The organism is Amycolatopsis sp. NPDC006125 (genome assembly GCF_040614195.1).
Lineage (GTDB): Bacteria > Actinomycetota > Actinomycetes > Mycobacteriales > Pseudonocardiaceae > Amycolatopsis_E > Amycolatopsis_E tucumanensis.
Map to the genome: position 1 here is coordinate 1 of NZ_JBEXTZ010000016.1, position 19,841 is coordinate 19,841.

Sequence of the window (19,841 nt, forward strand, 5' to 3'; positions counted from 1 at the left end):
GCGGCCGATCGCGGCGGCGGTGACGGCGTCCGGCGGCGCGACGACCGCGCCCAGCACGAACGCCGAGGCGAGCGGCAGGTCCGGCAGCAGCAGGTGCACGACGAACCCGACGACGAGCGCCGTGACGACGACGAGGACCACGCCGAGCCCGATGATCGGCCGGGCGGCGGCCTTGAACTGGGCGAACGAGCTCTCCCGTGCGGTGGAGTAGAGCAGCGGCGGCAGGACCAGGGTGAGGATCAGCTCCGGCTCCATCTGCACCCGCGGCACGCCCGGGATGAACGACACGGCCAGCGCCGCCACGACGACCAGCAGGGGCGCCGAGAGGTTGAACCGCCGGGCGATCGCGGTGAGACCGAGCGCGCCGGCGAGCACGCCCATCAAGGTCAGGAGCTCCATGGGTAGATGCTTACCCAGCGAGCCGCGCTCCACCCGGTGAGTGACGAGCCCCGCGGCGGCGAGCGCAGGGCTCGCCAGGGTGAGGAACTCGCGGGGTGAGCGGGAACTCGCTGCCGCGAGCGCGGGACTCGCGCGAGTGAGCGCTGAATCGCCGGGCCGGGCGGGGAACTCGCGGGCACGAACGTGGAACGCGCGACCCCGGGTGCACGACGCGCCGCCCCCGTGCGGAGCCGCCGGCCCCGGTGCGGAATCGCCGGCGCCGGTGCGCGACTCGCCAGCCCGGGTGCACGACTCGCCGCCCCACGCGAAACCACCGCCCCCGATGCGGAACCGCCAGCCCCCGGTACGCGACTCACCAAACCAGGTGCACGACACGCCGCCCCACCCGAAACCACCGCCCCCGATGCAGAACCACCGCCCCCGGTACGCGACTCACCAAACCAGGTGCACGACGCGCCCCCACGCGAAACCACCGGCCCCGGTGCGGAACCGGCGGCGCCGGTACGCGACTCGCCAGCCCGGGTGCACGACTCGCCGCCCCGTGCGGAACCGCCGGCCCCGGTGCAGAACCGGCGGCCCCGGTACGCGACTCACCAAACCGGGTGCACGACTCGCCGCCCCGCGCGAAACCACCGCCCCCGGTGCACAACTCGCCGCCCCCGGTGCGCGACTCGCCAGCCGGGGTGCACGACTCGCCGCCCCACGCGAAACCACCGCCCCCAGTGCACAACCGCCAGCCCCGGTACGCGACTCACCAGCCCGGGTGCACGACTCGCCGCCCCCGGTGCGGGACTCGCCAGCCCGAGCGCGCAACCCACCCACCCAGGCGCGAAACCCAACCCGGGCGCACAACCCGCTCACCCGGGTGCGCAACCCGCGGCCGCGCCCACGAAAAAGGCCCGGGCAGCAGTCCAGCGCTGCCCGGGCCCTTCCTCAGAACAACCTCAGTGCATCATCACCGCGGGCGGGGCGCACTCGGCGGCGTCCTCCTCCGGCGGCAGCGCCGGCTTCTTCGGCAGGAACAGCGCCGGGATCAGGCACAGCGCCACCAGCACCAGCGTCCAGGTGAACGTCGAGGCGAAGGCGTCCGCGCTGGCCACCGCCGCGACGTCGTGCGTGGCCGGGTTCATCAGCGCGGCCGTCGCGGCGAGCTGGCCCTCGCTGGTCGCCACGCCGAACTTCCCGGCGAGCAGGCTGGCCAGGATGATCGACACGATGGCCGACCCCACCGCACCGGCGGTCTGCTGCACGATGTTCATCGCCGTCGAGGCCCGCGCCACCGTGCGCTGCGTCAGCGTCTGCAGCGCCGCGGTGCTGATCGGCATCATGCTCATGCCCATGCCGAGCCCCATCACGAACAGCGCGCCCATCAGCAGCAGGTAGGACGTGTCCGCACCCACCTGCGTGAACACCGCGACGCTGGCGATGATCAGCACGATCCCGGGCAGCACGACCTTGCCCGCGCCGATCTTGTCGACCAGCTTGCCCGCGATCGGCATGGTGATCATCGCGCCGATGCCCTGCGGCGCCAGCAGCAGACCGGCCTGCAGCGCGCTTTCGCCGCGCACCAGCACGAAGTAGGTCGGCAGGATCAGCATCGACCCGAGGAAGGCGATCATGAACAGGGTCATGGTCACCATCGCGATGCTGAACGTGCGGTTGCGGAACAGGGTCAGGTCGACCAGCGGGTTGGCGACCTTCAGCGCCCGCACGATGAACGCCACGATCAGCACGATCCCGACGATCCCCGGCAGCCACACGTTGGTCGCGCCGACGCCGCCGTGGTGCGGGATGTTCGACACGCCGTAGATCAGCGCCGCGAGACCGGGCGAGAGCATCACCATGCCGGCGAAGTCGAACTTCTCGGCCGGGCGCGGCTCGTCCTTCGGCAGCAGCCGCCACGCGAGCAGGATCGCGACGATGCCGATCGGCACGTTGATGTAGAAGATCCACCGCCAGCTCACCGAGTCGACCAGCCAGCCGCCCAGGATCGGGCCGCCGATCGGGCCGAGCAGCATCGGCACGCCGAGCACGGCCATCACGCGGCCGACGCGGTGCGGGCCCGCGGTCTTGGTCAGGATCGTCATGCCCGCCGGCATCAGCATGCCGCCGCCGAGGCCCTGCAGGACCCGGAACACGATCAGCGACTCGATGTCCCACGCCGCACCGGCCAGCGCGGAGCCGACCAGGAAGAACGTGATCGCCAGCATGTAGAGGCGCTTGGTGCCGAACCGGTCGCACGCCCAGCCGGTGACCGGGATGACCGTGGCCAGCGCCAGCATGTACCCGGTCGCGATCCACTGGATCGTGTCGAACGAGGTCTCGAACTCCAGCGTCAGCGCCTGGAGCGCGACGTTGACGACGGTGGTGTCGAGGATGGCCATCACGCTGCCGAGCACGACGACGGCAGCGACCTTCAGCACCGCGCTGTCGAGTTTGTCGGCGTCCGCGGGTCTTGGTTCCGAAGCAGTGGTCATGAAGTGGTCCGTCCAGGTCTACGAGCGGGCAGGGCCGACCGCAGGAGGAAACCCCGAAGAAAAAGCGCAAATCCCCCTCAGTCCACTCTGAGACTAGCCGGGCGACAGGCTATGACGCGAAGACTTTTCGAGTGGTCGGGATCACTTCAGCGGAAAGCGAAAACGCGGGCACGGCCCGTGGCCGTGCCCGCGTCGTCCACTCAGGACCCGACGGCGACCAGCGCGGTGTCCGGCTGGTCGGCGAACAGGCCGTCGATGCCGGTGGCGAGGAACGCGTCCAGCTCGGCGAAGGCGTTGCCCCACGCCGACGGGTCGGCCGACGAGCGCAGGTTGACCGGCAGGAAGCTGTTCTCGTTGCGGAAGGTGTAGGGCACGACCTTCAGCCCCGCGTCGTGCGCGTCCTTCACCAGCGAGGTCGGCGTGCCGAGCGCGCCCGCCGTGGTCCGCGGGATGATCTGCGCCTTCTCCGGGCCGAGGTAGTCGGCGTAGGTGGAGATCTCCTTGAGCCCGGCCGGGGTGACCAGGTCGGCGTAGGTGCGCTTGTCGCCGCTCGCGACGAAGTCGGCCGGCGCGCCGCTGGCCGAGGTGAGCTGCACCAGCGGCACCTTCACCTGCCTGCTCAGCGCCTTGAGGTTGGCCACCTCGAACGACTGGATGATCACCGGCGCGTTGCGCTTGTTCAGGCCGTTGCGGTTGAGGAGGCCGACCAGCTTCGGCTCGGTGGGGTTGCCGATCGAGGCGAAGTAGGTGGAGTGCTTGATCTCCGGGTAGGTGCCCAGCGTGCGGTGCAGTTCGCGGCCGAGGCGCCTGGTGAGGTCCAGCACCTCCTGGTAGGTCGCGATCTGCCAGCGGCCGTTGTAGATCTTGTTGTCCGGGCGGATGTCCGGGATGCGCTCGGTGGCGCGCAGGGTCTTCAGCTCGGCGAGCGTGAAGTCCTCGGTGAACCAGCCGGTCAGCGCGACGCCGTCGATGACCTTGGTGGTCTTCCGGTTGGCGAACTCGGGGTGGGCGGCGACGTCGGTCGTGCCGCCGATCTCGTTCTCGTGCCGGGCGACGAGGTGGCCGTCCTTGGTGGGCACCAGGTCGACGTCGACCCAGTCGGCGCCCTGGCGGTAGGCCAGCTCGTAGGAGGCCAGCGTGTGCTCCGGCCGGTAGCCGGGCGCGCCCCGGTGTCCGACGACCACTGGTTCGGCACGCTCCTTGTCAGCCGGGGCGGCTTGGCTCGCGCTGGTGACGCCGGCGGCGCCGACCAGGAACAGGCCGGACAACGCCAGGGCGGCGAGTCTTCTCCGCACGGGAACCTCCTGTGGGGACGAAAGGGATCTCCGCGCCACTCTCACCGTCCCGGACTACGGCCGCCACACGGGCGGGGGACGGTGGGCTGGCGGGCGGGTGAACGGGGCGTGGCGCAGGTCAGCGTCTACGCTCAGGGCTTGTGCGCGTTCTAGTCATCGGGTCCGGTGCCCGCGAACATGCCCTGCTCCTCGCCGCGTCCCACGACCCGGCCGTCACCGCGCTCGCCTGCGCGCCAGGCAACGCCGGCACCGCGGCGCTGGCCGAGCAGCTCGGCGTCGACGTGGCCGACCCGGCCGCGGTCGCCGAGCTGGCGAAACGCTGGCAGGCCGACCTCGTGGTGATCGGCCCCGAGGTGCCGCTGGTCGCCGGCGCGGCCGACGCCATCCGCAAGGCCGGCATCCCGGTCTTCGGCCCGTCCGCCGCCGCGGCCCGCATCGAGGGCTCGAAGGCGTTCGCCAAGGACGTGATGGCCACCGCGAAGGTGCCGACCGCGCGCAGCGAGATCGTGGACAACCCGGCCAAGCTCGACGAGGCGCTGTCCCGCTTCGGCCCGACCTGGGTGGTCAAGGACGACGGGCTGGCCGCCGGCAAGGGCGTCGTCGTCACCCCGGACCGCGACGCGGCGCGAGCGCACGCCATGAAGCTGCTCGACGGCGGCCACCCGGTGCTGCTCGAGTCGTTCCTCGACGGGCCGGAGGTGTCGCTGTTCTGCCTGGTCGACGGCCGCACCGTGGTGCCGCTGCTGCCCGCGCAGGACTTCAAGCGCGTCGGCGACGGCGACACCGGCCCCAACACCGGCGGCATGGGCGCGTACGCGCCGCTGCCGTGGGCGCCCGCCGGCCTCGTCGACGACATCGTGCGCGACATCGTCCAGCCGGTCGTCGACGAGATGGCCGCCCGCGGCGCCGAGTTCTCCGGCCTGCTCTACGCGGGCCTCGCGATCACCTCCGACGGCCCCCAGGTCATCGAGTTCAACTGCCGGTTCGGCGACCCGGAGACGCAGGTCGTGCTCGCGCTGCTGGCCACCCCGCTGGCCGGGCTGCTGCACGCGACCGCGACCGGCACCCTCGCCGAGCACCCGCCGCTGGAGTGGCACCCGGGCTCCGCGGTCACCGTCGTGATCGCCGCCGACGGCTATCCGGGTGTGCCGCGCGCTGGCGACGTGATCACCGGCGCCGAGTCCGAGGGCGTGCTGCACGCGGGCACCCGCCGCCGCGACGACGGCGCCGTGGTCTCCCACGGTGGCCGGGTGCTGTCCGTGGTCGGCGTCGGCGAGGACCTCGACGCGGCCCGCGCCCAGGCCTACGAGCGGGTCGCGAAGGTGCACCTGTCCGGTTCGCATCACCGCACCGACATCGGGCTCAAGGCCGCTCGCGGCGAGATCACCGTGCCGGGTGCTTCGGCGAATTCCGGCCCGAGCTGATCCCGGGATTGGTAGCCTTCCTACCGGAACTGGTCGGTTACCGTCCGTACCCGGGGAGTGAGTTGTGGCAGAGGACGACCTGCGCGGCGCCGGCCAGGGTCTCGCACCCGCGCTCGGCGCCCTCGGCGCGACCGTGCCGTCGGTGCCCCACGACCTGCGGGTCGACCCGGACAAGGTGCTGCTGGTCGCGCAGGTCGTCAACGAGCAGGCCGACGCGCTCGACGACCGCATCCGGCAGAAGCTGATCGACCTCAACATCACCGCGCCGGCCGAGGACGTCATCAGCACCACCGCCACCGACGCGTGGAACCGGCTGGTGGCCCGCGGCGAAGACTCGTACGCGGCGCGGGTGCAGGCCTACGTCCGCAACCTGCGTGACCTCGCCGCGCAGCTCCGGCAGGCCGCGAAGGCCTACCAGGCCGGTGAGGAGGAGAAGGTCATCGCGCTGGGGGACCGCGGTGCCGGCCCTGCCTAGGACGGTCGTCGCGGCCGCGCTCGTGGTGACCGGCTGCACGTCGACCGTGTCCAGGGTCGCCGGACCCGCCACGCGGCCGAGCAGTCAGCCGCCCGAACTGCCCGCCCGGCAACGCGAGCTGCCGCTGCGGGACGCCGACCCGTGCACCCTGCTCACGTCCGCCCAGCTGGACCAGCTCGGCGAGAACGGCGCGCCACGCAGGCTGCCCGAAGACACCCAGCGCGACGGCCCGACCTGCGCATTCGACGTCGACGCCAGGCCACCGACGTACACGTACTACCTCGAGGTCATCGGCGACGCCGACATCGAGGACTGGCGCACCGGCGCGCACCGGCGGACCAGCATGGTCCAGCAGCCGGTCGCGGTGCCCGGGTTCCCCGCGCTGGTGAACTACGCGCCCAGCGAGGGGATTCAGGACTGCGAGGTGCTCGTCGGCGTCGCCCAGGGCCAGACGCTGCGCGCGCAGATGGCGCCCGACGACCGCTCGTTCACCCAGCAGCAGCTGTGCGACATGGCGACGAACGTCGCGAAGCTGGCCGTCCAGACGCTCGAAACGCTGAAGTGAGGTGTGGCGTGGCCACGTTCGACAGCAGCAAGTACGACATCCCGACGCTCGTGGCGAAGCTGCGCGACCAGCGGTTCGACGGCTACCAGCCGGAGCAGCTCGCGCAGGTAGTGGAGAAGTTCCGGGACGGCGCGGGCCCGTCGGGGATCACCGGGGCCGTCGAGGCGCTGAAGTCGATCTCCGGCGCGCTCGCCGACACCGAAGAGGCGCTGCGGACCCAGCTCAAGGCGCTCGGCGTGGAGTGGCAGAGCCGCGCCGCGGGGCAGGCGTCGTCGGTGGTCGCGCGAGAGGCCGGGTTCTCCGGTGAGGCCACGGCGAAGGTCGAGCAGGCCGCGCAGATGATGTACGAGCAGGCCGAGGCCTTCACCCGGACCAGGAACAAGCTGCCCGCGCCGGAGGGCCTGCGCAAGGCCGGCGGCTACACCTTCGGCGACACGGTGTTCAGCCTGTTCGGGTTCGAGACCGATCATGCGGCCGACGTGCGCACCGCCGAGGAGGCCAAGGCCCAGGCGGTGGACGCGCTCAACGCCTACGCCCACGACAGCGGCAACTACCTCGGCTCGACGTCCACTGTGGACGCACCGGCGCCGGTCTCGCTGCTGTCCGCGCCGGGAACCGGTGTGGTGGCGGGGATCGGCGGGGCGTCGGCGCCGGTGCCGTCGCTGCCGGACACCGCGCCGACCCAGGCCCAGGGCACGAAGGACGTGACGCCGGCGCGGGTGGACACCCCGACACCGCCGATGGGCGTGCCGGCCGCTCCGGCTGCGGGTGCTTCGGTGGCCGGGGTCACCCCGGCGGGCGCCGGTGGTGGGACGACCGCTGGACGCCCCGCTGCGCCCGCGCCCACCGGATCGGTTGCCGGCGGCTCTGGTTCCCCCGGCGGAGCCGGCTTCGCCGGCGAACGCCGGGCGTCGGCTTCGCCTGAATCGAAGAACACTGGTGGCCAGTCCGGCGCCGCGACCGGCGGCCGGGCGATTCCCAGCAGTGGTTCCGCCGTAGGCGCCCGGCCCGGCTCCGCCGGGCAGCCGGGCGCCGGGCAGGTCCACGGTGCCGGTGGCCGCTCCGCGGCCGGCGCACCCGGCACCGGGCTCGGCCCGGGTGTCGGGCTCGGCGCAGGCACCGGAAGCGGCGCGGGCGCGGCGGGCGGAAGCGGCGCGGGCGGCGGAAGCGCGGCAACACCTGCCGAAGAAGCGCTCGGCAGGGGCCGTTCCGCGGGCGCGATGCCGCCCTCCACCACCTCCCCCAACGCGGTCGGCCCCGGGTTCGCCGCCGTGCGGACGCCCTCCGGGCTCAGCGGGCTCGCCGAGGCCGCCCCCGCGCTCGGCGCGGCCGGGGCGAGCGGGGCGCTGGCGGGCGAGGGCGAACGGCAGAGCCGCGTCGGGCGGAACACCGCGGGCAACCGCATCCACCAGATCCCCTCCGACGACCTGCCCGAGGAGGAGGAAGCCCGCCTCGCCCGGCGCGGCGGCCACACCCCCGACTCGGCGACCACCCGGTCGATCCTGGAACCCGCCGCGCCGCAGGACGGCGAGGAGGACGCCGGGCACGTCCGCCGCTTCGGTGTCGACGACAACGACCTGTTCACCGACCGGCGGGACGTCTCACCGGACACGATCGGCGACCGATGAGCCTCGTCCTGACGACGCTCGAGTTCGACGTCCTGTGGGAGAGCCTGCGGCTGCCCCGCGCCCACCCGGCGCTGCGGGTGCCGAGCCCGGGCCGCACCCACACCGAGCGGCGGCAGCTCGCGGGCCGCGCCTGGGAGATGCTCGCCGACCGCGGGCTCGCGCGCGGGCAGCGGGCCGTCGGCGAGATCGTCGACATGGCGACGTTGCTGGCGAACCCGCAGGTCGCGATCGACGTGTGGGTGTGGACGGACCGGGAGATCCACGGCCTCGCGGTGTCCAACGGCAGCCAGGCGCTGCTCGCGGTGGTGGACTCGGGCGAGGTGTGGCTGATCCCGGCGCGGCCGAACGCGCTGGCCGAGTCGGCGGTGTCGGTGGCCGGTGAGCAGCCGGCCGGCGTCGGGCACTCGGTGAGCCTGCCGCACAGCACGCTGCGGGCGGCCGACGCGGACGCGAAGGGCGACCCGAAGTCGCTGGTCACAGCACTGGAGGACCGGGGCGTCGAGCTGTGGGAGGCGCAGGAGCTGGCCGGGATGCTGGTCGGGATGACCACGCGCGGGCAGTTCGGCGTCGAGCGGGAGGGGCGGCGCGCGGGCCGGGTGGTCGCGTTCTACGACACCGACGCGGGCCGGTACCTGCTGCAGGTGGGCGGGCAGGACTGGGCGACGGTCGCGCCCGCGGACAACCAGCTGCTGGTCAGCCGGGTCGCGGAGCTGCTCGACGAAGCGTGAACCACCGGATGGTGGAACTTGGCGGATTCCGCGTACAGGCTGCGACAACCGTCCTACAGTGAGCGACGTGCCTGAGAGTGATCCGGATTCGCTGGAGCATGTGGCCGGGCAGGTCGAGGCCATCCACGAGCAGTTCAAGAAAGCCAAGGACAAGGTCACGGGCGTGACCGGGGAGAACCCGTTCGGCGCCATCAAGCGCCCGGACGAGCTGGAGCCGGGCGAGCACCCGTCGGACGGCATGGTGGACGCGCTGGGGTCGTTGCGCGACGGCGTGCACAAGCAGTTCGACGCGGCTGCCGAGCTGATGAGGTCGACCGGCAGCGCCCTGCGCGACGCGGCGCGGGCGTTGCGCGAGACCGACGACGCGGCGCGCGACAGCGTGACCGTCAAGGACGGAAGCCTGCAGGTCTGACATGGTCGCCGCACCGGGGATGCCGCCCGAATGGAACGACGTGGTGGCCCGCGCGCAGCAGGTCGAGAAGCTGAACCCGGCGGGGATCCAGGCCGTCGCGGACCAGTTCACGCAGGCGTCGAAGGACTCCACGGACCACTCGGTGGCGCTGCGGAACGCGACCGCGGCGCTGGGCGGCGGCACGTGGACCGGCCCCGCGGCCGACGCGTTCTTCGCCTACGTCAAGCAGATCGGCGACGCGGGCAAGAAGGTCAACGACCACCTCGACGAGGTCGCGCGGGAGCTGTCCGGTCTGCAGACGTCGCTGGCCGGCGTCAAGGGCCGGATCGACACGATCAGGCAGCAGGCGCAGACGGACATCGAGAAGGCCAACAGCGACGCGGTGACGAACGCGAACGCGGCCGAGGCGATGGAGCGCGAGGTGCGCGAGGGCAAACCGGGCGCCACGATGCCCTCGCCCACGTCGGCCGAAATCATGGCCGCGAACGCGCAGAAGACGAGCGGCATCGCGGCCGGCGCCCGGGACCAGATCCAGGGGTTGTTGAGCAGCGCGAACGAGCAGATCAACCGGGTGATGGGCCTGGTGCGCAAGGAGGTCCAGGGCGGGTACGCGTCGGTGCCCCCGCTGGGCGGCAAGCCGAAGACGATGAAGAGCACGGGCGGACTGCGCTCCGGCTCCGGCGGCGGTGGCGGTGGCTCGGGCGGCGGTGGCGGCTCGGGTGGTGGCGGCGGCGGTCTGGGCCCGAGCGGCGGCCCGCCGAGCAGCCAGCCCCCTGGCAACGTGCGGCAGTGGATCGAAGAGGCGATCCGCATCCTGCAGGCCGCCGGAGTGCCGGTCACGGAAGCCGACATCGACAAGATCTGGACGATCATCGAAAAGGAGTCGAGCGGCAATCCCAACGCAATAAACCTCTGGGACAGCAATGCCGCGGCGGGGCACCCGTCCAAGGGGTTGATGCAGTGCATCGACTCGACGTTCAACGCGCACAAACTACCCGGCCACGACGACATCTACAACCCGGTCGACAACATCATCGCCGGAGTGCGGTACACGTTCAGCCGGTACGGCGGCTTTGAGGGGCACCCAGGCCTGAAGGCAATGGCCGCAGGCGGCGGCTACCAGGGCTACTAGCCCGCGAACAAAACCCATGCTGGGTGGTCATCCCGTCGCCTGACACTGGACGATCACCTTGAGCCAGGGCCGCAACCTGCGTGCTTTCCGGCGGCCGAACATGCCAACCTTGCGGTCCTGGCTCAAGGTGATATGCACAAAACGGAAGGCGACGGGATGACCACCCAGCCACCCACTCAAGGTGAGGTGGAGTGCTTTTCTGTCATCCCGGAGCCTGCCCGTCCGGCGAGGACTCTTTTGATCTTTAAAGCCGCGCCTTCGCGCGGAAAATGCGCTTCACGGCGCCGAAAGGTCTGGTTGGGGTAGTCGCCTGCTTTGCGTTGCCGGCTTGCGGTTGGTCGGTGCTGTTGCGTTGCCGGGCGGCGGTTGGCGCGCGGTGGGCCACCACGAGATCCGCTTCCACGATGCCCGACTTACCCTGAAACCCATGGTCGCCTCAGCCTCGTTCCCCGGTCCGGCCAAGCGGGCGGACGTCGCGCCCTTTCACGTCATGGAGGTGCTCTCCGCAGCCGCCGCCCGGCAGCGGACCCATGGGGACGTCGTCAGTCTCGCCGCGGGGCAGCCCAGCGCGGGCGCGCCCAAGCCGGTCCTGGAGGCGGCCGCGCGCGCCCTACGGGACCAGAACCTCGGGTACACCGTCCAGCTCGGCATCCCCGAGCTGCGCGAAGCCATCGCCGGGCACTACGACCGCCGCTACGGGATGACCGTCAGCCCGGAGGACGTCATCGTCACCACCGGGTCCTCGGGCGGCTTCATGTTGTCGTTCCTGTCCGCCTTCGACGCCGGCGCCCGCGTCGCAATGGCCCGGCCCGGCTACCCGGCCTACCGCAACCTGCTGTCCGCCCTCGGCTGCGAGGTCGTCGAGTTCGCCACCGACGAGAGCACCCGCTTCCAGCCGACCGTCGACCTGCTCGACGAGCTCGGCCCGCTCGACGGGCTCATCGTGGCCAGCCCGACCAACCCGGCCGGGACCGCGCTGCCGCCGGGCGAGCTCGCCGCCATCGCGGGCTGGTGTTCGTCCCGCGGGGTGCAGCTGATCAGCGACGAGATCTACCACGGAATCTCCTACGGCACCGAACTCGGCTGCGCCTGGCAGTCCACCACCGAATCGATCGTCCTCGGCTCGTTCTCCAAGTACTTCGCCATGACCGGATGGCGGCTGGGCTGGATGCTCGCCCCGAAGCGCCTGCACCGCGCGGTCGACGTGCTCACCGGCAACCTCAACATCTGCGCACCGGCCCTCGCCCAGCACGCGGCCGTCGCCGCGTTCGAGCCCGACTCCTACGCCGAGCTGGACGGGCACGTCGCGCACTACCGGCGCAACCGCGACCTGCTGCTGGACGGCCTCGCGGGCATCGGGCTGACCCGCGTCGCCCCGGTCGACGGCGCGTTCTACGCCTACGTCGACGTCTCCGAGCACACCACGGACAGCCTGAGCTGGTGCCAGCGGCTGCTCGCCGACACCGGCGTCGCGATCACCCCGGGCATCGACTTCGACCCCGTGGACGGCGGGAAGTTCGTCCGGTTCTCGTTCGCCGGCTCCGAGTCCGACGTCACCGAGGGGGTCGCGCGCCTTGGCCGGTGGCTCTCCGGGGGAACCCCCAGTTTTCCCTGAACGTTGACCAGAACGCGGGCGTCCCGGCACGAAACCGTGCCAGGCTGCACGTAGCGGGCCGAACGAGCCCGCGTGGCACAACCGGAGGGGAATGCCATGTTCTGGAAGATCGTCGGTGCGCTGCTCGTCGCCTGGCTCGCGTTCATGGTGATCGGCTCGGTGATCGGGTTCGTCTTCAAGGCGATCCTGTGGATCGCCGTGATCGGCGGCGTCGGCTTCCTCGGTGCCGCTGCCTACAACGCGATCAAGAACAACAAGGAGCGCAAGCAGATCCGCCCCTAGAGCAGAGCGCGCGCCGCGTCGGCCCCGTCCCACACGTGCGCGCGCAGCCCTGCCGCCCGCGCTCCATCCACATTGGACTGGCGGTCGTCGAAGAAGACGCAGTCGCCCGCCGGCACGCCAAGGCGGGCGACGAGCAGTTCGAAGATCTCCGCGTCCGGCTTGGCCACACCCACGTCGCCGGAGAACACCCGGACGCGGAAGTGCCGCATCCAGTCCTGCCGCTCGGCGAACCGGGCGAACGAGGACGGCGCGTTGGACAGCAGCGCCAGCGGCACCCCGGCCTCGCTCAGCCCGGCCAGCAGTTCCAGCGACGACTCCCGCACGTCCGACCAGCCGCGGATGTCGATCTCGGTCAGCCGGTCCGATGTGGACTCGTCGACGGGCACGCCGAGCGCCTCGCCGACCCCGCCCCAGTACTCCAGGTCGGAGCTGCCGCGGTCGTAGGCGTCCCGCAGCCGCCAGTAGTGCGGCTCGAACTCCGCCGGCGACACCCCCAGCGTGGCCGCGAGGTCCGGCAGCGCGGTCGTCCGGCCGCAGATCACCTCGCCGTAGTCGAACACCACCCAGCCGGTCACGGGTGACCACCGGCCTTGATGCGGCGCAGCGCCTCGTCCACGTCGGCCGGGGAGACGTCCCGGTGCAGCACGAACCGCACCTTGCCCGCCATCGGCAGCGCCAGCACACCCTGGGCCTGCAGCGACTCCAGCGTCACCGCGATGTCGGCGACCGGCGCGAGCACGATGTTGGTCTCCGGGGTGTCGGCCTGCCAGCCCAGCTCACGCAGCCCGTCGGCCAGCCGCCGGGCCTTCTCGTGCTCCGCGGCGAGGTCCGGGACCCGGTCCAGCGCGACCAGGCAGGCCGCGGCGAGCACCCCGATCTGCCGCATGCCGCCGCCGAGCATCTGCCGCATCCGGCGCGCCCGCTCCACGAACTCCCGGCTGCCCGCGACGACCGACCCGGCCGGCGCGCCCAGCCCCTTGCTGAAGCACGCGGACACGCTGTCCACGCCCACGGTCAGCGCGGCGGGCGGCAGGCCGAGCGCGACGGCCGCGTGCCAGACGCGGGCGCCGTCGAGGTGGACCTGCAGCCCGGCCTGCCGCGCGGTGGACAGCAGCTGGGCGTGCTCGTGCGGCGGGATGACCGCGCCACCCGCCGCGTTGTGGGTGTTCTCCAGGCACAGCAGGGTGGTGCGCAGCGCGTAGTACGGCCCGCTGCGGGTGCCGATGGCCGCCGCGACCGTCTCCGGCTTGGGACGGCCGGGGCCGCCGTCGTGCGGCAGCGCTTCGGGCATGCCACCGGCGAGCCAGGCCGCGGAGCCCAGCTCGTTGTTCAGGACGTGCGCGTTGTTCGGGGCGAGGAACCGGTCGCCGCGCTTGAGGTGGACGGACAGGGCGATGAGGTTGGCCATCGTGCCGCTGGGCGTCCACAGCGCCGCCGGCATGCCGAGGACCGCGGCCGCGCGCTCCTCGAGCTCGCGGACCGTGGGGTCGACGTCGATGACGTTGTCGCCGACCTCAGCGGACGCCATCGCTCTGCGCATCTGCTCATCCGGACGGGTGACGGTGTCAGAGCGGAAGTCGATCAACTGGGTGGCTGCTGAGGTCACAGTCAGATCACATCACACCGTTCAGATGATCTTCAAGAAGGTGCAACCCACCGTCGGCGCAGTTCCGTCTTTACGCCGAGACGTCGGAGCGGAGAGCCTTAGCGCGTGGACGAGGGTGACGAGCGGGACTTCGCGGAGTACTTCGCGGCCAAACGCGACTCCGTGCGCCGGACCGCGTACCTGCTCTGCGGCGACTGGCACCGCGCGGACGATCTCGCGCAGACGGCGTTCGTGGCGCTGCACCGGAAGTGGAACCGCATCCGGGATCGCGCCGCGACCGACGCCTACGTGCGGAAGACGCTGGTCCGGGCGTCGATCGACGAGTCGAGACGGCCCTGGCGGAGGGAGCGGCACGTGGAGCAGCTGCCCGAGCCCGAGCCCGCGGGCACCCGGCTGGACGACCAGGTCGCCACGCGCGCGGACCTGCTGGCCGGGCTGCGCGCGGTGCCGCCGAAGCAGCGGGCCGTGCTGGTCCTGCGGTACTTCGAGGGGCTGGACGTGGCCGGCGTGGCGAAGGTCCTCGGCTGCAGCGAGGGGAACGTGAAGAGCCAGACCGCGCGGGGACTGGCGAACCTGCGCGACGCGCTGGGCGAGGAGGTGGAAGCCGGTGGATGAGCACGAGCTGACGGAGTTGTTCCGGTCCGCGCCCGGTGAGCCGCCTCCGGCCGGGTTCGACGTGCGGGACGTGCGGACGGCCTCGGCGCGGGTCACGGCGCGGCGGCGCACGACGCTCGCGGTGGCGTCACTCTGCGTGGTCTTCGCCCTGTTCGGCGCCGGAATCGCCGGATTCGTCCAGTCCCGGACCACCCAATCGACTCAAGTCCAGGGGCAGGAGCAACCGGCGAACGCGCCGGAGCGTCTCCCGTCCGCCGTGCCCCAGCTTTCCGGTCCCTCCGCCATGCAGGGAGGAGAGGGCGCCGGGGAGAACGGCCCGCGGGCCGACAGCACCTCCGGGTGCGACAAGGTGGACCGGGAGCTCGCCACCGCCCTCGCTGGCGAGCTCCCGGCCACCGGGATCACCGGGCCGGACGCGGGCGACGTGTGCACGCCGGGTTCCCGCTCGGCGAGGTACGGCGTCGCGGAGAACGGCCGCACCGGTTCGGTGTCGGCGACCGTGCTGCCGCCGGGGGCCAGCGTCCAGCTCGCGAAGCTCGCCGACGGCGCCGTCGTCGACCAGCGGCTGACCGCGGGCGGCGGGACGGTGATCGTGCTGAGCGTGCCCGCCCCGGGCAGCGCGGCGCCGCTGGCGGACGACGTCCCGAAGATCGCCACCGCGCTCGCGCAGAGGTTCTAGCTGGTTAGATGGGCGGCCATGACGTCCGGAGCGAGCACGCCGAAGGGTGAGCGCAGGCGGGCGGCCCTCGTCGAGGCCGCGGCCGAGCTGCTGGTCGAAGGCGGTTTCGACGCGATCCGGCACCGCGCGGTCGCCGAGCGGGCCGGGCTGCCGCTGGCGTCGACGACGTACTACTTCGACTCGCTCGACGACCTCATCAGCGCCGCCGCCGAGCACCACGGCCGCGCCGAGCTGGCGAAGGGACACGCGCAGCTGGACGAGCTGCCGACCGAGCACCGCCGCATCGACAGCGTCGTGGAACTGGTGCTGGACCAGCTGCTCGGCGAGGACCCCGGCTACGAGGCGGTGCTGCTGCGGTACGAGCGGCTGGTGGCGACCGGGCGGCGGCCCTACCTGCGGCCGTTGATGCGGGCGCTCGGCGCGGAGCTGCGGGAGCTGCTGACGGAGATCTTCGCCCGGTCCGGGCTGGTGATCGAGCGGGACCGGCTGGAGGAGCTGATCGCGCTCGTCGACGGCGCCGTGGTCAACGCCTTGATCGAGGTGGACCCGGATCCGCGGGCGGTGGCGCGGGCGAGGCTCGCTCGCGCGCTATCTAAGCTTGGGTCGTGACGAAACCGCAGATCCCGAACGTCCTCGCCGGCCGATACGCCTCTCCCGAGCTGGTCTCGCTGTGGTCGCCGGAGAACAAGGTGAAGCTCGAGCGCGAGCTGTGGATCGCGGTGCTGCGCGCCCAGCGCGACCTGGGCGTCGAGGTGCCGGACGGGGTCGTCGAGGACTACGAGCGGGTGCTGGACCAGGTCGACCTGGGCAGCATCGCGGAGCGGGAGCGCGTCACCCGGCATGACGTGAAGGCGCGGATCGAGGAGTTCAACGCGCTGGCCGGGCACGAGCACGTGCACAAGGGCATGACGTCGCGGGACCTGACGGAGAACGTCGAGCAGCTGCAGGTCCGGCGGTCGCTGGAGCTGATGCGCTCGCGGGTGGCCGCGGTGCTGGCCCGGCTGGCGGCGCTGGCCGCCGAGCACGCGGAGCTGGTGATGGCCGGCCGGTCGCACAACGTGGCCGCGCAGGCGACGACGCTGGGCAAGCGCTTCGCGACGGCGGCGGACGAGCTGCTGGTGGCGTTCGACCGGCTGGACGACCTGATCGGGCGGTACCCGCTGCGGGGGATCAAGGGTCCGGTGGGGACGGCGCAGGACATGCTGGACCTGCTGGGTTCGGCGGAGACGCTGGCCGAGCTGGAGAACCGGATCGCCGCGCACCTGGGGTTCGCGCGGACGTTCACCAGCGTGGGGCAGGTGTATCCGCGGTCGCTGGACTTCGACGTGCTGTCCGCGCTGGTGCAGCTGGCGGCGGCGCCGTCGAGCCTGGCGAAGACGATTCGGTTGATGGCCGGGCACGAGCTGGTGACCGAGGGGTTCAAGCCGGGGCAGGTCGGCTCGTCGGCGATGCCGCACAAGATGAACACGCGGTCGTGCGAGCGGGTCAACGGCCTGGCGGTCGTGCTGCGCGGCTACCTGTCGATGATCGGCGAGCTGGCGGGCGACCAGTGGAACGAGGGGGACGTGTCGGATTCGGTGGTGCGCCGGGTCGCGTTGCCGGACGCGTTCTTCGCGCTGGACGGGCTGCTGGAGACGTTCCTCACGGTGCTCGACGAGTTCGGCGCGTTCCCGGCCGTGGTGGCCCGCGAGCTGGAGCGGTACCTCCCGTTCCTGGCGACGACGAAGGTGCTGATGGCGTCGGTGCGGGCCGGGGTGGGCCGGGAGACCGCGCACGAGGCGATCAAGGAGCACGCGGTCGGGGTGGCGCTGGCGATGCGCGAGAAGGGCGCCGACAACGACTTGCTGGACCGGCTCGCCGCCGATTCGCGGCTGCCGCTGGACCGCGCCGGGCTGGAGCAGTTGCTCGCCGACCGGATCTCGTTCACCGGCGTGGCGCCCGCGCAGGTGGCCGCCGTGGTGGCGCGGGTGGAGGACGTACTGGCGCGGTTCCCGGAGGCCGCGAAGTACGTGCCGCAGCCGATCCTCTGACCGCTGGTTCGGCGGTGGCCCCGGGAAGCTGGGCGGTGGCTCGCGGGGCCGCGCGGTTGCCCGCGAAGCGGGCGGCGCGTCGCGCCGGCTCGCGGGCGCCGGTTGGTGACGCTGGGCGGGCGCTGGAAGGTGGCGCTGGTTGGCGGTGACGCGGCCTCGCCCCGTTGGGCGAGCGGTTGCGGTGACGTTGCTGCTCGATGAAGGACCGTTCGTGTCGATGAAAGGCCCGTTCGTGCCTGCGGGCGGGCATCTCTCGCGGCGGTGGCGGTCGGTCGGATGGGATGGCGTGAACGGTCCATTCATCCTCGCGCGAGAGGCACCTGTCGTCGCTGCGCGAGAGGGCCAACGACGCCGGCCTCGATGAACGGCCCGTTCACATCGGCGCAAATGGGCAGCTCACACGGTGCCGAGGTGCACACGCGACTCCACGACATGCCCCTTCATGCACTCGCGAGATGCCCACTCACGCCCCGATGAATGGTCCATTCATCGGCGCACCCCAAGCACCCCCAGCCCACCCAGGTGCCGCCCGCCGCCACCACGGCCCACCCCACGCCGGCATCTCCGGCATCATCGAGGGCATGCGCGCGGAACGTCTGGTGGCCCTGCTCTTCACCCTGCAGAGCAGGCGCAGCGCGACCGTCCCCGAGCTGGCCGACGCGCTCGGCGTTTCGGAGCGCACCATGCACCGCGACATCGCCGCCCTGCAGGCCGCCGGGGTTCCACTGTGGACGGAGACCGGGCGGTACGGCGGCGTTCGGCTCGTGGAGGGGTGGCGCACCCGGCTGGACGGGCTCACCTCCCGCGAAGCCGTCGCCATCTTCGCGATGGGCGTGCCCCGCGCGCTGGCCGAGCTGGGTCTCGGCACCGCCGTCTCCGCCGCCCACGCCAAGGTCAGCGCCACCCTCCCCGCCCCGCTGCGCGAGCAGGCCCAGCACCTCGCCCAGCGGTTCCACCTCGACGCGCCCGGCTGGTTCAAGTCCGAAGAGGACGCCGAGCACCTCGCGACCATCGCCCAGTCCGTGTGGGAGCAGCGCCGCGCCGCGATCACCTACCGGCGCGGCGACCACACCGTCGAACGCCTCCTCGAACCGCTCGGCCTCGTCCTCAAGGCCGGCGTCTGGTACCTCGTCGCCCGCATCGAGCACAGCATCCGCACCTACCGCGTCAGCAAGGTCACCGCGGTCGAGCTCACCGACGAGCGCTTCGAGCGGCCCGCGGACTTCGACCTCGCCGGCTGGTGGCAGCGCTCCTCCACCCAGTTCGAGCGCTCCCTGCAACGCCACCCCGTCCGCCTGCGCCTGTCCCGCTGGGGCGTGCAACAACTCCCGCAGGTCCTCGACCCCGACCTGGCCATCGCCGCCCTCGACGCGGCCGGGCCACCGGACCCCGAGGGCTGGGTCGAGGTCACCATCGACCTGGAAGAACCGGCCATCGCGGCGAGCATGCTGCTCGGCCTCGGCCCCGACGTCGAGGTCGTCGAGCCACCCGCCGTGCGCGCCGCGTTCGCCGACGCCGCACGGCGGATGGCCGACCGTCACCGGTAGCCGGTCGGGTCCGCGGGCTTGCCCGCGTCCTGGACCTCCATGACGTACCGCCAGCCGTCCGGCCTGCTGCCGTCCACGTCGTCGAACTCGTAGATCTTCGCCAGCTGCCCGCTGTTCAGCGTCTGCCCGTGGAACCGGTGCCGCTCGGGGTCCGCCGCCAGCGACGCGACCGCCCTGCCCACGAACACCGGCGACTCGGAAATGCAGAAGTGCGGCTCCTTCGCGAGCGCGTCCCGCCAGTTCTCCTCGGTCACGCCGTAGTGCTCCAGCATCGCCTCCGACCGCAGCCAGCCCGGCGTCATCGCCACCGCCGTCGCGCCGTGCGGGGCCAGGTCGTGCGCTTCCGCCTTGACAATGCTGTGCGACGCCGCCTTCGCCACGTAGAACCCGATCGACGTGCCCTCCCGGAACCGCGAGTTGTACTCCTCAGTCCCGTCGGTCATCTCCACCACCAGCCCGCCCTGGTTGCGGATCACCAGCGGCAGCAGGAAGTGGCTGGTGATGATGTGCGCGTCGATGCCCAGCCGGATCGACCGCAGCGCGTGCTCCAGCGGCAGGTCCCACACCGCCTGGCCCCACCCGATGTACTCGTCGCCGCCCCAGATGCCGTCGACCAGGATGTCCAGCCGCCCCTGCTCGCGGTCGACCCGCTCGGCCAGCGCCCGCACCTGCTCCGGGTCGAGGTGGTCGACGCGGATCGCCGCGCCCTTGCCGCCCGCGTCGGTGATCCGCTCCAGCGTGCCCTCGATCGTCTCCGGCCTGCCCACCTCGGAGCGGTGCTCACCGGAGGTCCGCCCGGTGACGTACACGAACGCGCCCCGGCGCCCCAGCTCGATCGCGATCGCCCGGCTCGCCCCGCGCGTGCCACCGGCGACGAGGGCGACCTTCCCACTCAGTTCGTTGCTCATACGTCCACCGTGTCGGTGAACCCT

The 19,841-nt window shown here is 72.2% G+C and carries 20 protein-coding genes; 14 read left to right on the forward strand and 6 right to left on the reverse strand.

The window, feature by feature from the left end:
• The 3 genes from ABZ193_RS10645 to ABZ193_RS10655 form a co-directional block, all read right to left on the reverse strand.
• The coding region (locus ABZ193_RS10645) for a cation:proton antiporter (RefSeq protein ID WP_354709659.1) at positions 1 to 399 on the reverse strand (399 nt) is incomplete at its 3' end.
• Between the two features lie 944 nt (positions 400 to 1,343).
• Positions 1,344 to 2,876 carry a DHA2 family efflux MFS transporter permease subunit gene (locus ABZ193_RS10650; protein WP_354709660.1) on the reverse strand — a complete coding sequence of 511 codons (1,533 nt, stop codon included), beginning with the start codon at positions 2,874 to 2,876 and terminating at the stop codon, positions 1,344 to 1,346.
• 200 nt (positions 2,877 to 3,076) lie between these two features.
• Positions 3,077 to 4,171 carry a glycerophosphodiester phosphodiesterase gene (locus ABZ193_RS10655; RefSeq protein WP_354709661.1) on the reverse strand — a complete coding sequence of 365 codons (1,095 nt, stop codon included), beginning with the start codon at positions 4,169 to 4,171 and terminating at the stop codon, positions 3,077 to 3,079.
• 140 nt (positions 4,172 to 4,311) lie between these two features.
• Here ABZ193_RS10655 and purD point away from each other — a divergent pair, with 140 nt between their 5' ends.
• The 9 genes from purD (at position 4,312) to ABZ193_RS10700 (ending at position 12,432) form a co-directional block, all read left to right on the forward strand.
• On the forward strand, positions 4,312 to 5,595 hold the full coding sequence (purD, locus tag ABZ193_RS10660; protein ID WP_354709662.1) for a phosphoribosylamine--glycine ligase: 1,284 nt from the start codon (positions 4,312 to 4,314) through the stop codon (positions 5,593 to 5,595).
• 64 nt (positions 5,596 to 5,659) lie between these two features.
• Complete coding sequence (locus ABZ193_RS10665; protein ID WP_354709664.1) at positions 5,660 to 6,070, forward strand: type VII secretion target; 411 nt, start codon at positions 5,660 to 5,662, stop codon at positions 6,068 to 6,070.
• Positions 6,054 to 6,635 carry a DUF3558 domain-containing protein gene (locus ABZ193_RS10670; protein ID WP_354709665.1) on the forward strand — a complete coding sequence of 194 codons (582 nt, stop codon included), beginning with the start codon at positions 6,054 to 6,056 and terminating at the stop codon, positions 6,633 to 6,635. Before ABZ193_RS10665 ends, ABZ193_RS10670 begins: the two co-directional genes overlap by 17 nt.
• An 8-nt stretch (positions 6,636 to 6,643) precedes the next feature.
• Positions 6,644 to 8,263: a PPE domain-containing protein gene (locus ABZ193_RS10675; RefSeq protein ID WP_354709666.1), complete on the forward strand. Its 1,620-nt coding sequence runs from the start codon at positions 6,644 to 6,646 to the stop codon at positions 8,261 to 8,263.
• Entirely contained in the window at positions 8,260 to 8,991 is a 732-nt protein-coding gene (locus ABZ193_RS10680; protein ID WP_354709667.1) for an ESX secretion-associated protein EspG, read from the forward strand. Before ABZ193_RS10675 ends, ABZ193_RS10680 begins: the two co-directional genes overlap by 4 nt.
• Before the next feature lie 67 nt (positions 8,992 to 9,058).
• The gene (locus ABZ193_RS10685) at positions 9,059 to 9,403 is read left to right on the forward strand and encodes a hypothetical protein (protein ID WP_235716251.1); all 345 of its coding nucleotides are present in this window, start codon (positions 9,059 to 9,061) and stop codon (positions 9,401 to 9,403) included.
• 1 nt (position 9,404) lies between these two features.
• Complete coding sequence (locus ABZ193_RS10690; protein ID WP_354709668.1) at positions 9,405 to 10,535, forward strand: transglycosylase SLT domain-containing protein; 1,131 nt, start codon at positions 9,405 to 9,407, stop codon at positions 10,533 to 10,535.
• Between the two features lie 427 nt (positions 10,536 to 10,962).
• Entirely contained in the window at positions 10,963 to 12,150 is a 1,188-nt protein-coding gene (locus ABZ193_RS10695) for a pyridoxal phosphate-dependent aminotransferase (protein ID WP_354709669.1), read from the forward strand.
• A gap of 96 nt (positions 12,151 to 12,246) precedes the next feature.
• Positions 12,247 to 12,432 (forward strand): hypothetical protein, encoded by a 186-nt coding sequence (locus ABZ193_RS10700; RefSeq protein WP_017985728.1) that lies wholly within the window; start codon positions 12,247 to 12,249, stop codon positions 12,430 to 12,432.
• Here ABZ193_RS10700 and ABZ193_RS10705 read toward each other — a convergent pair.
• Entirely contained in the window at positions 12,429 to 13,007 is a 579-nt protein-coding gene (locus ABZ193_RS10705) for an HAD family phosphatase (protein WP_354709671.1), read from the reverse strand. The genes ABZ193_RS10700 and ABZ193_RS10705 overlap by 4 nt on opposite strands.
• Positions 13,004 to 14,017, reverse strand: coding sequence for a GntG family PLP-dependent aldolase (locus ABZ193_RS10710; protein WP_123687169.1), 1,014 nt, complete (start codon positions 14,015 to 14,017; stop codon positions 13,004 to 13,006). Before ABZ193_RS10710 ends, ABZ193_RS10705 begins: the two co-directional genes overlap by 4 nt.
• 126 nt (positions 14,018 to 14,143) lie before the next feature.
• On the opposite strand from ABZ193_RS10710, the gene ABZ193_RS10715 reads away from it, so the two are divergent.
• The 5 genes from ABZ193_RS10715 (at position 14,144) to ABZ193_RS10735 (ending at position 18,909) form a co-directional block, all read left to right on the forward strand.
• On the forward strand, positions 14,144 to 14,653 hold the full coding sequence (locus tag ABZ193_RS10715) for a SigE family RNA polymerase sigma factor (RefSeq protein WP_020421383.1): 510 nt from the start codon (positions 14,144 to 14,146) through the stop codon (positions 14,651 to 14,653).
• Positions 14,646 to 15,332, forward strand: a complete 687-nt coding sequence (locus ABZ193_RS10720) for a hypothetical protein (RefSeq protein ID WP_237338889.1) — start codon at positions 14,646 to 14,648, stop codon at positions 15,330 to 15,332. The genes ABZ193_RS10715 and ABZ193_RS10720 overlap by 8 nt, the downstream gene beginning before the upstream one ends.
• A gap of 18 nt (positions 15,333 to 15,350) precedes the next feature.
• Complete coding sequence (locus ABZ193_RS10725) at positions 15,351 to 15,941, forward strand: TetR family transcriptional regulator (RefSeq protein ID WP_237338888.1); 591 nt, start codon at positions 15,351 to 15,353, stop codon at positions 15,939 to 15,941.
• Complete coding sequence (gene purB, locus ABZ193_RS10730; RefSeq protein ID WP_020421386.1) at positions 15,938 to 17,362, forward strand: adenylosuccinate lyase; 1,425 nt, start codon at positions 15,938 to 15,940, stop codon at positions 17,360 to 17,362. The genes ABZ193_RS10725 and purB overlap by 4 nt, the downstream gene beginning before the upstream one ends.
• 581 nt (positions 17,363 to 17,943) lie before the next feature.
• Positions 17,944 to 18,909 (forward strand): YafY family protein, encoded by a 966-nt coding sequence (locus tag ABZ193_RS10735; protein ID WP_354709672.1) that lies wholly within the window; start codon positions 17,944 to 17,946, stop codon positions 18,907 to 18,909.
• Here ABZ193_RS10735 and ABZ193_RS10740 read toward each other — a convergent pair.
• The gene (locus ABZ193_RS10740; protein WP_179772858.1) at positions 18,900 to 19,817 is read right to left on the reverse strand and encodes an SDR family oxidoreductase; all 918 of its coding nucleotides are present in this window, start codon (positions 19,815 to 19,817) and stop codon (positions 18,900 to 18,902) included. The genes ABZ193_RS10735 and ABZ193_RS10740 overlap by 10 nt on opposite strands.
• Positions 19,818 to 19,841: the final 24 nt, after the last annotated feature.

Excerpts from the sequence above, each read along its gene's own strand:
- ABZ193_RS10690 (WP_354709668.1), top strand. The coding sequence starts at position 9,405 with ATGGTCGCCGCACCGGGGATGCCGCCCGAATGGAACGACGTGGTGGCC.
- ABZ193_RS10695 (WP_354709669.1), top strand. The coding sequence starts at position 10,963 with ATGGTCGCCTCAGCCTCGTTCCCCGGTCCGGCCAAGCGGGCGGACGTC.
- ABZ193_RS10680 (WP_354709667.1), top strand. The coding sequence starts at position 8,260 with ATGAGCCTCGTCCTGACGACGCTCGAGTTCGACGTCCTGTGGGAGAGC.
- ABZ193_RS10740 (WP_179772858.1), bottom strand. The coding sequence starts at position 19,817 with ATGAGCAACGAACTGAGTGGGAAGGTCGCCCTCGTCGCCGGTGGCACG.
- ABZ193_RS10650 (WP_354709660.1), bottom strand. The coding sequence starts at position 2,876 with ATGACCACTGCTTCGGAACCAAGACCCGCGGACGCCGACAAACTCGAC.
- ABZ193_RS10725 (WP_237338888.1), top strand. The coding sequence starts at position 15,351 with ATGACGTCCGGAGCGAGCACGCCGAAGGGTGAGCGCAGGCGGGCGGCC.
- ABZ193_RS10700 (WP_017985728.1), top strand. The coding sequence starts at position 12,247 with ATGTTCTGGAAGATCGTCGGTGCGCTGCTCGTCGCCTGGCTCGCGTTC.
- ABZ193_RS10735 (WP_354709672.1), top strand. The coding sequence starts at position 17,944 with ATGCGCGCGGAACGTCTGGTGGCCCTGCTCTTCACCCTGCAGAGCAGG.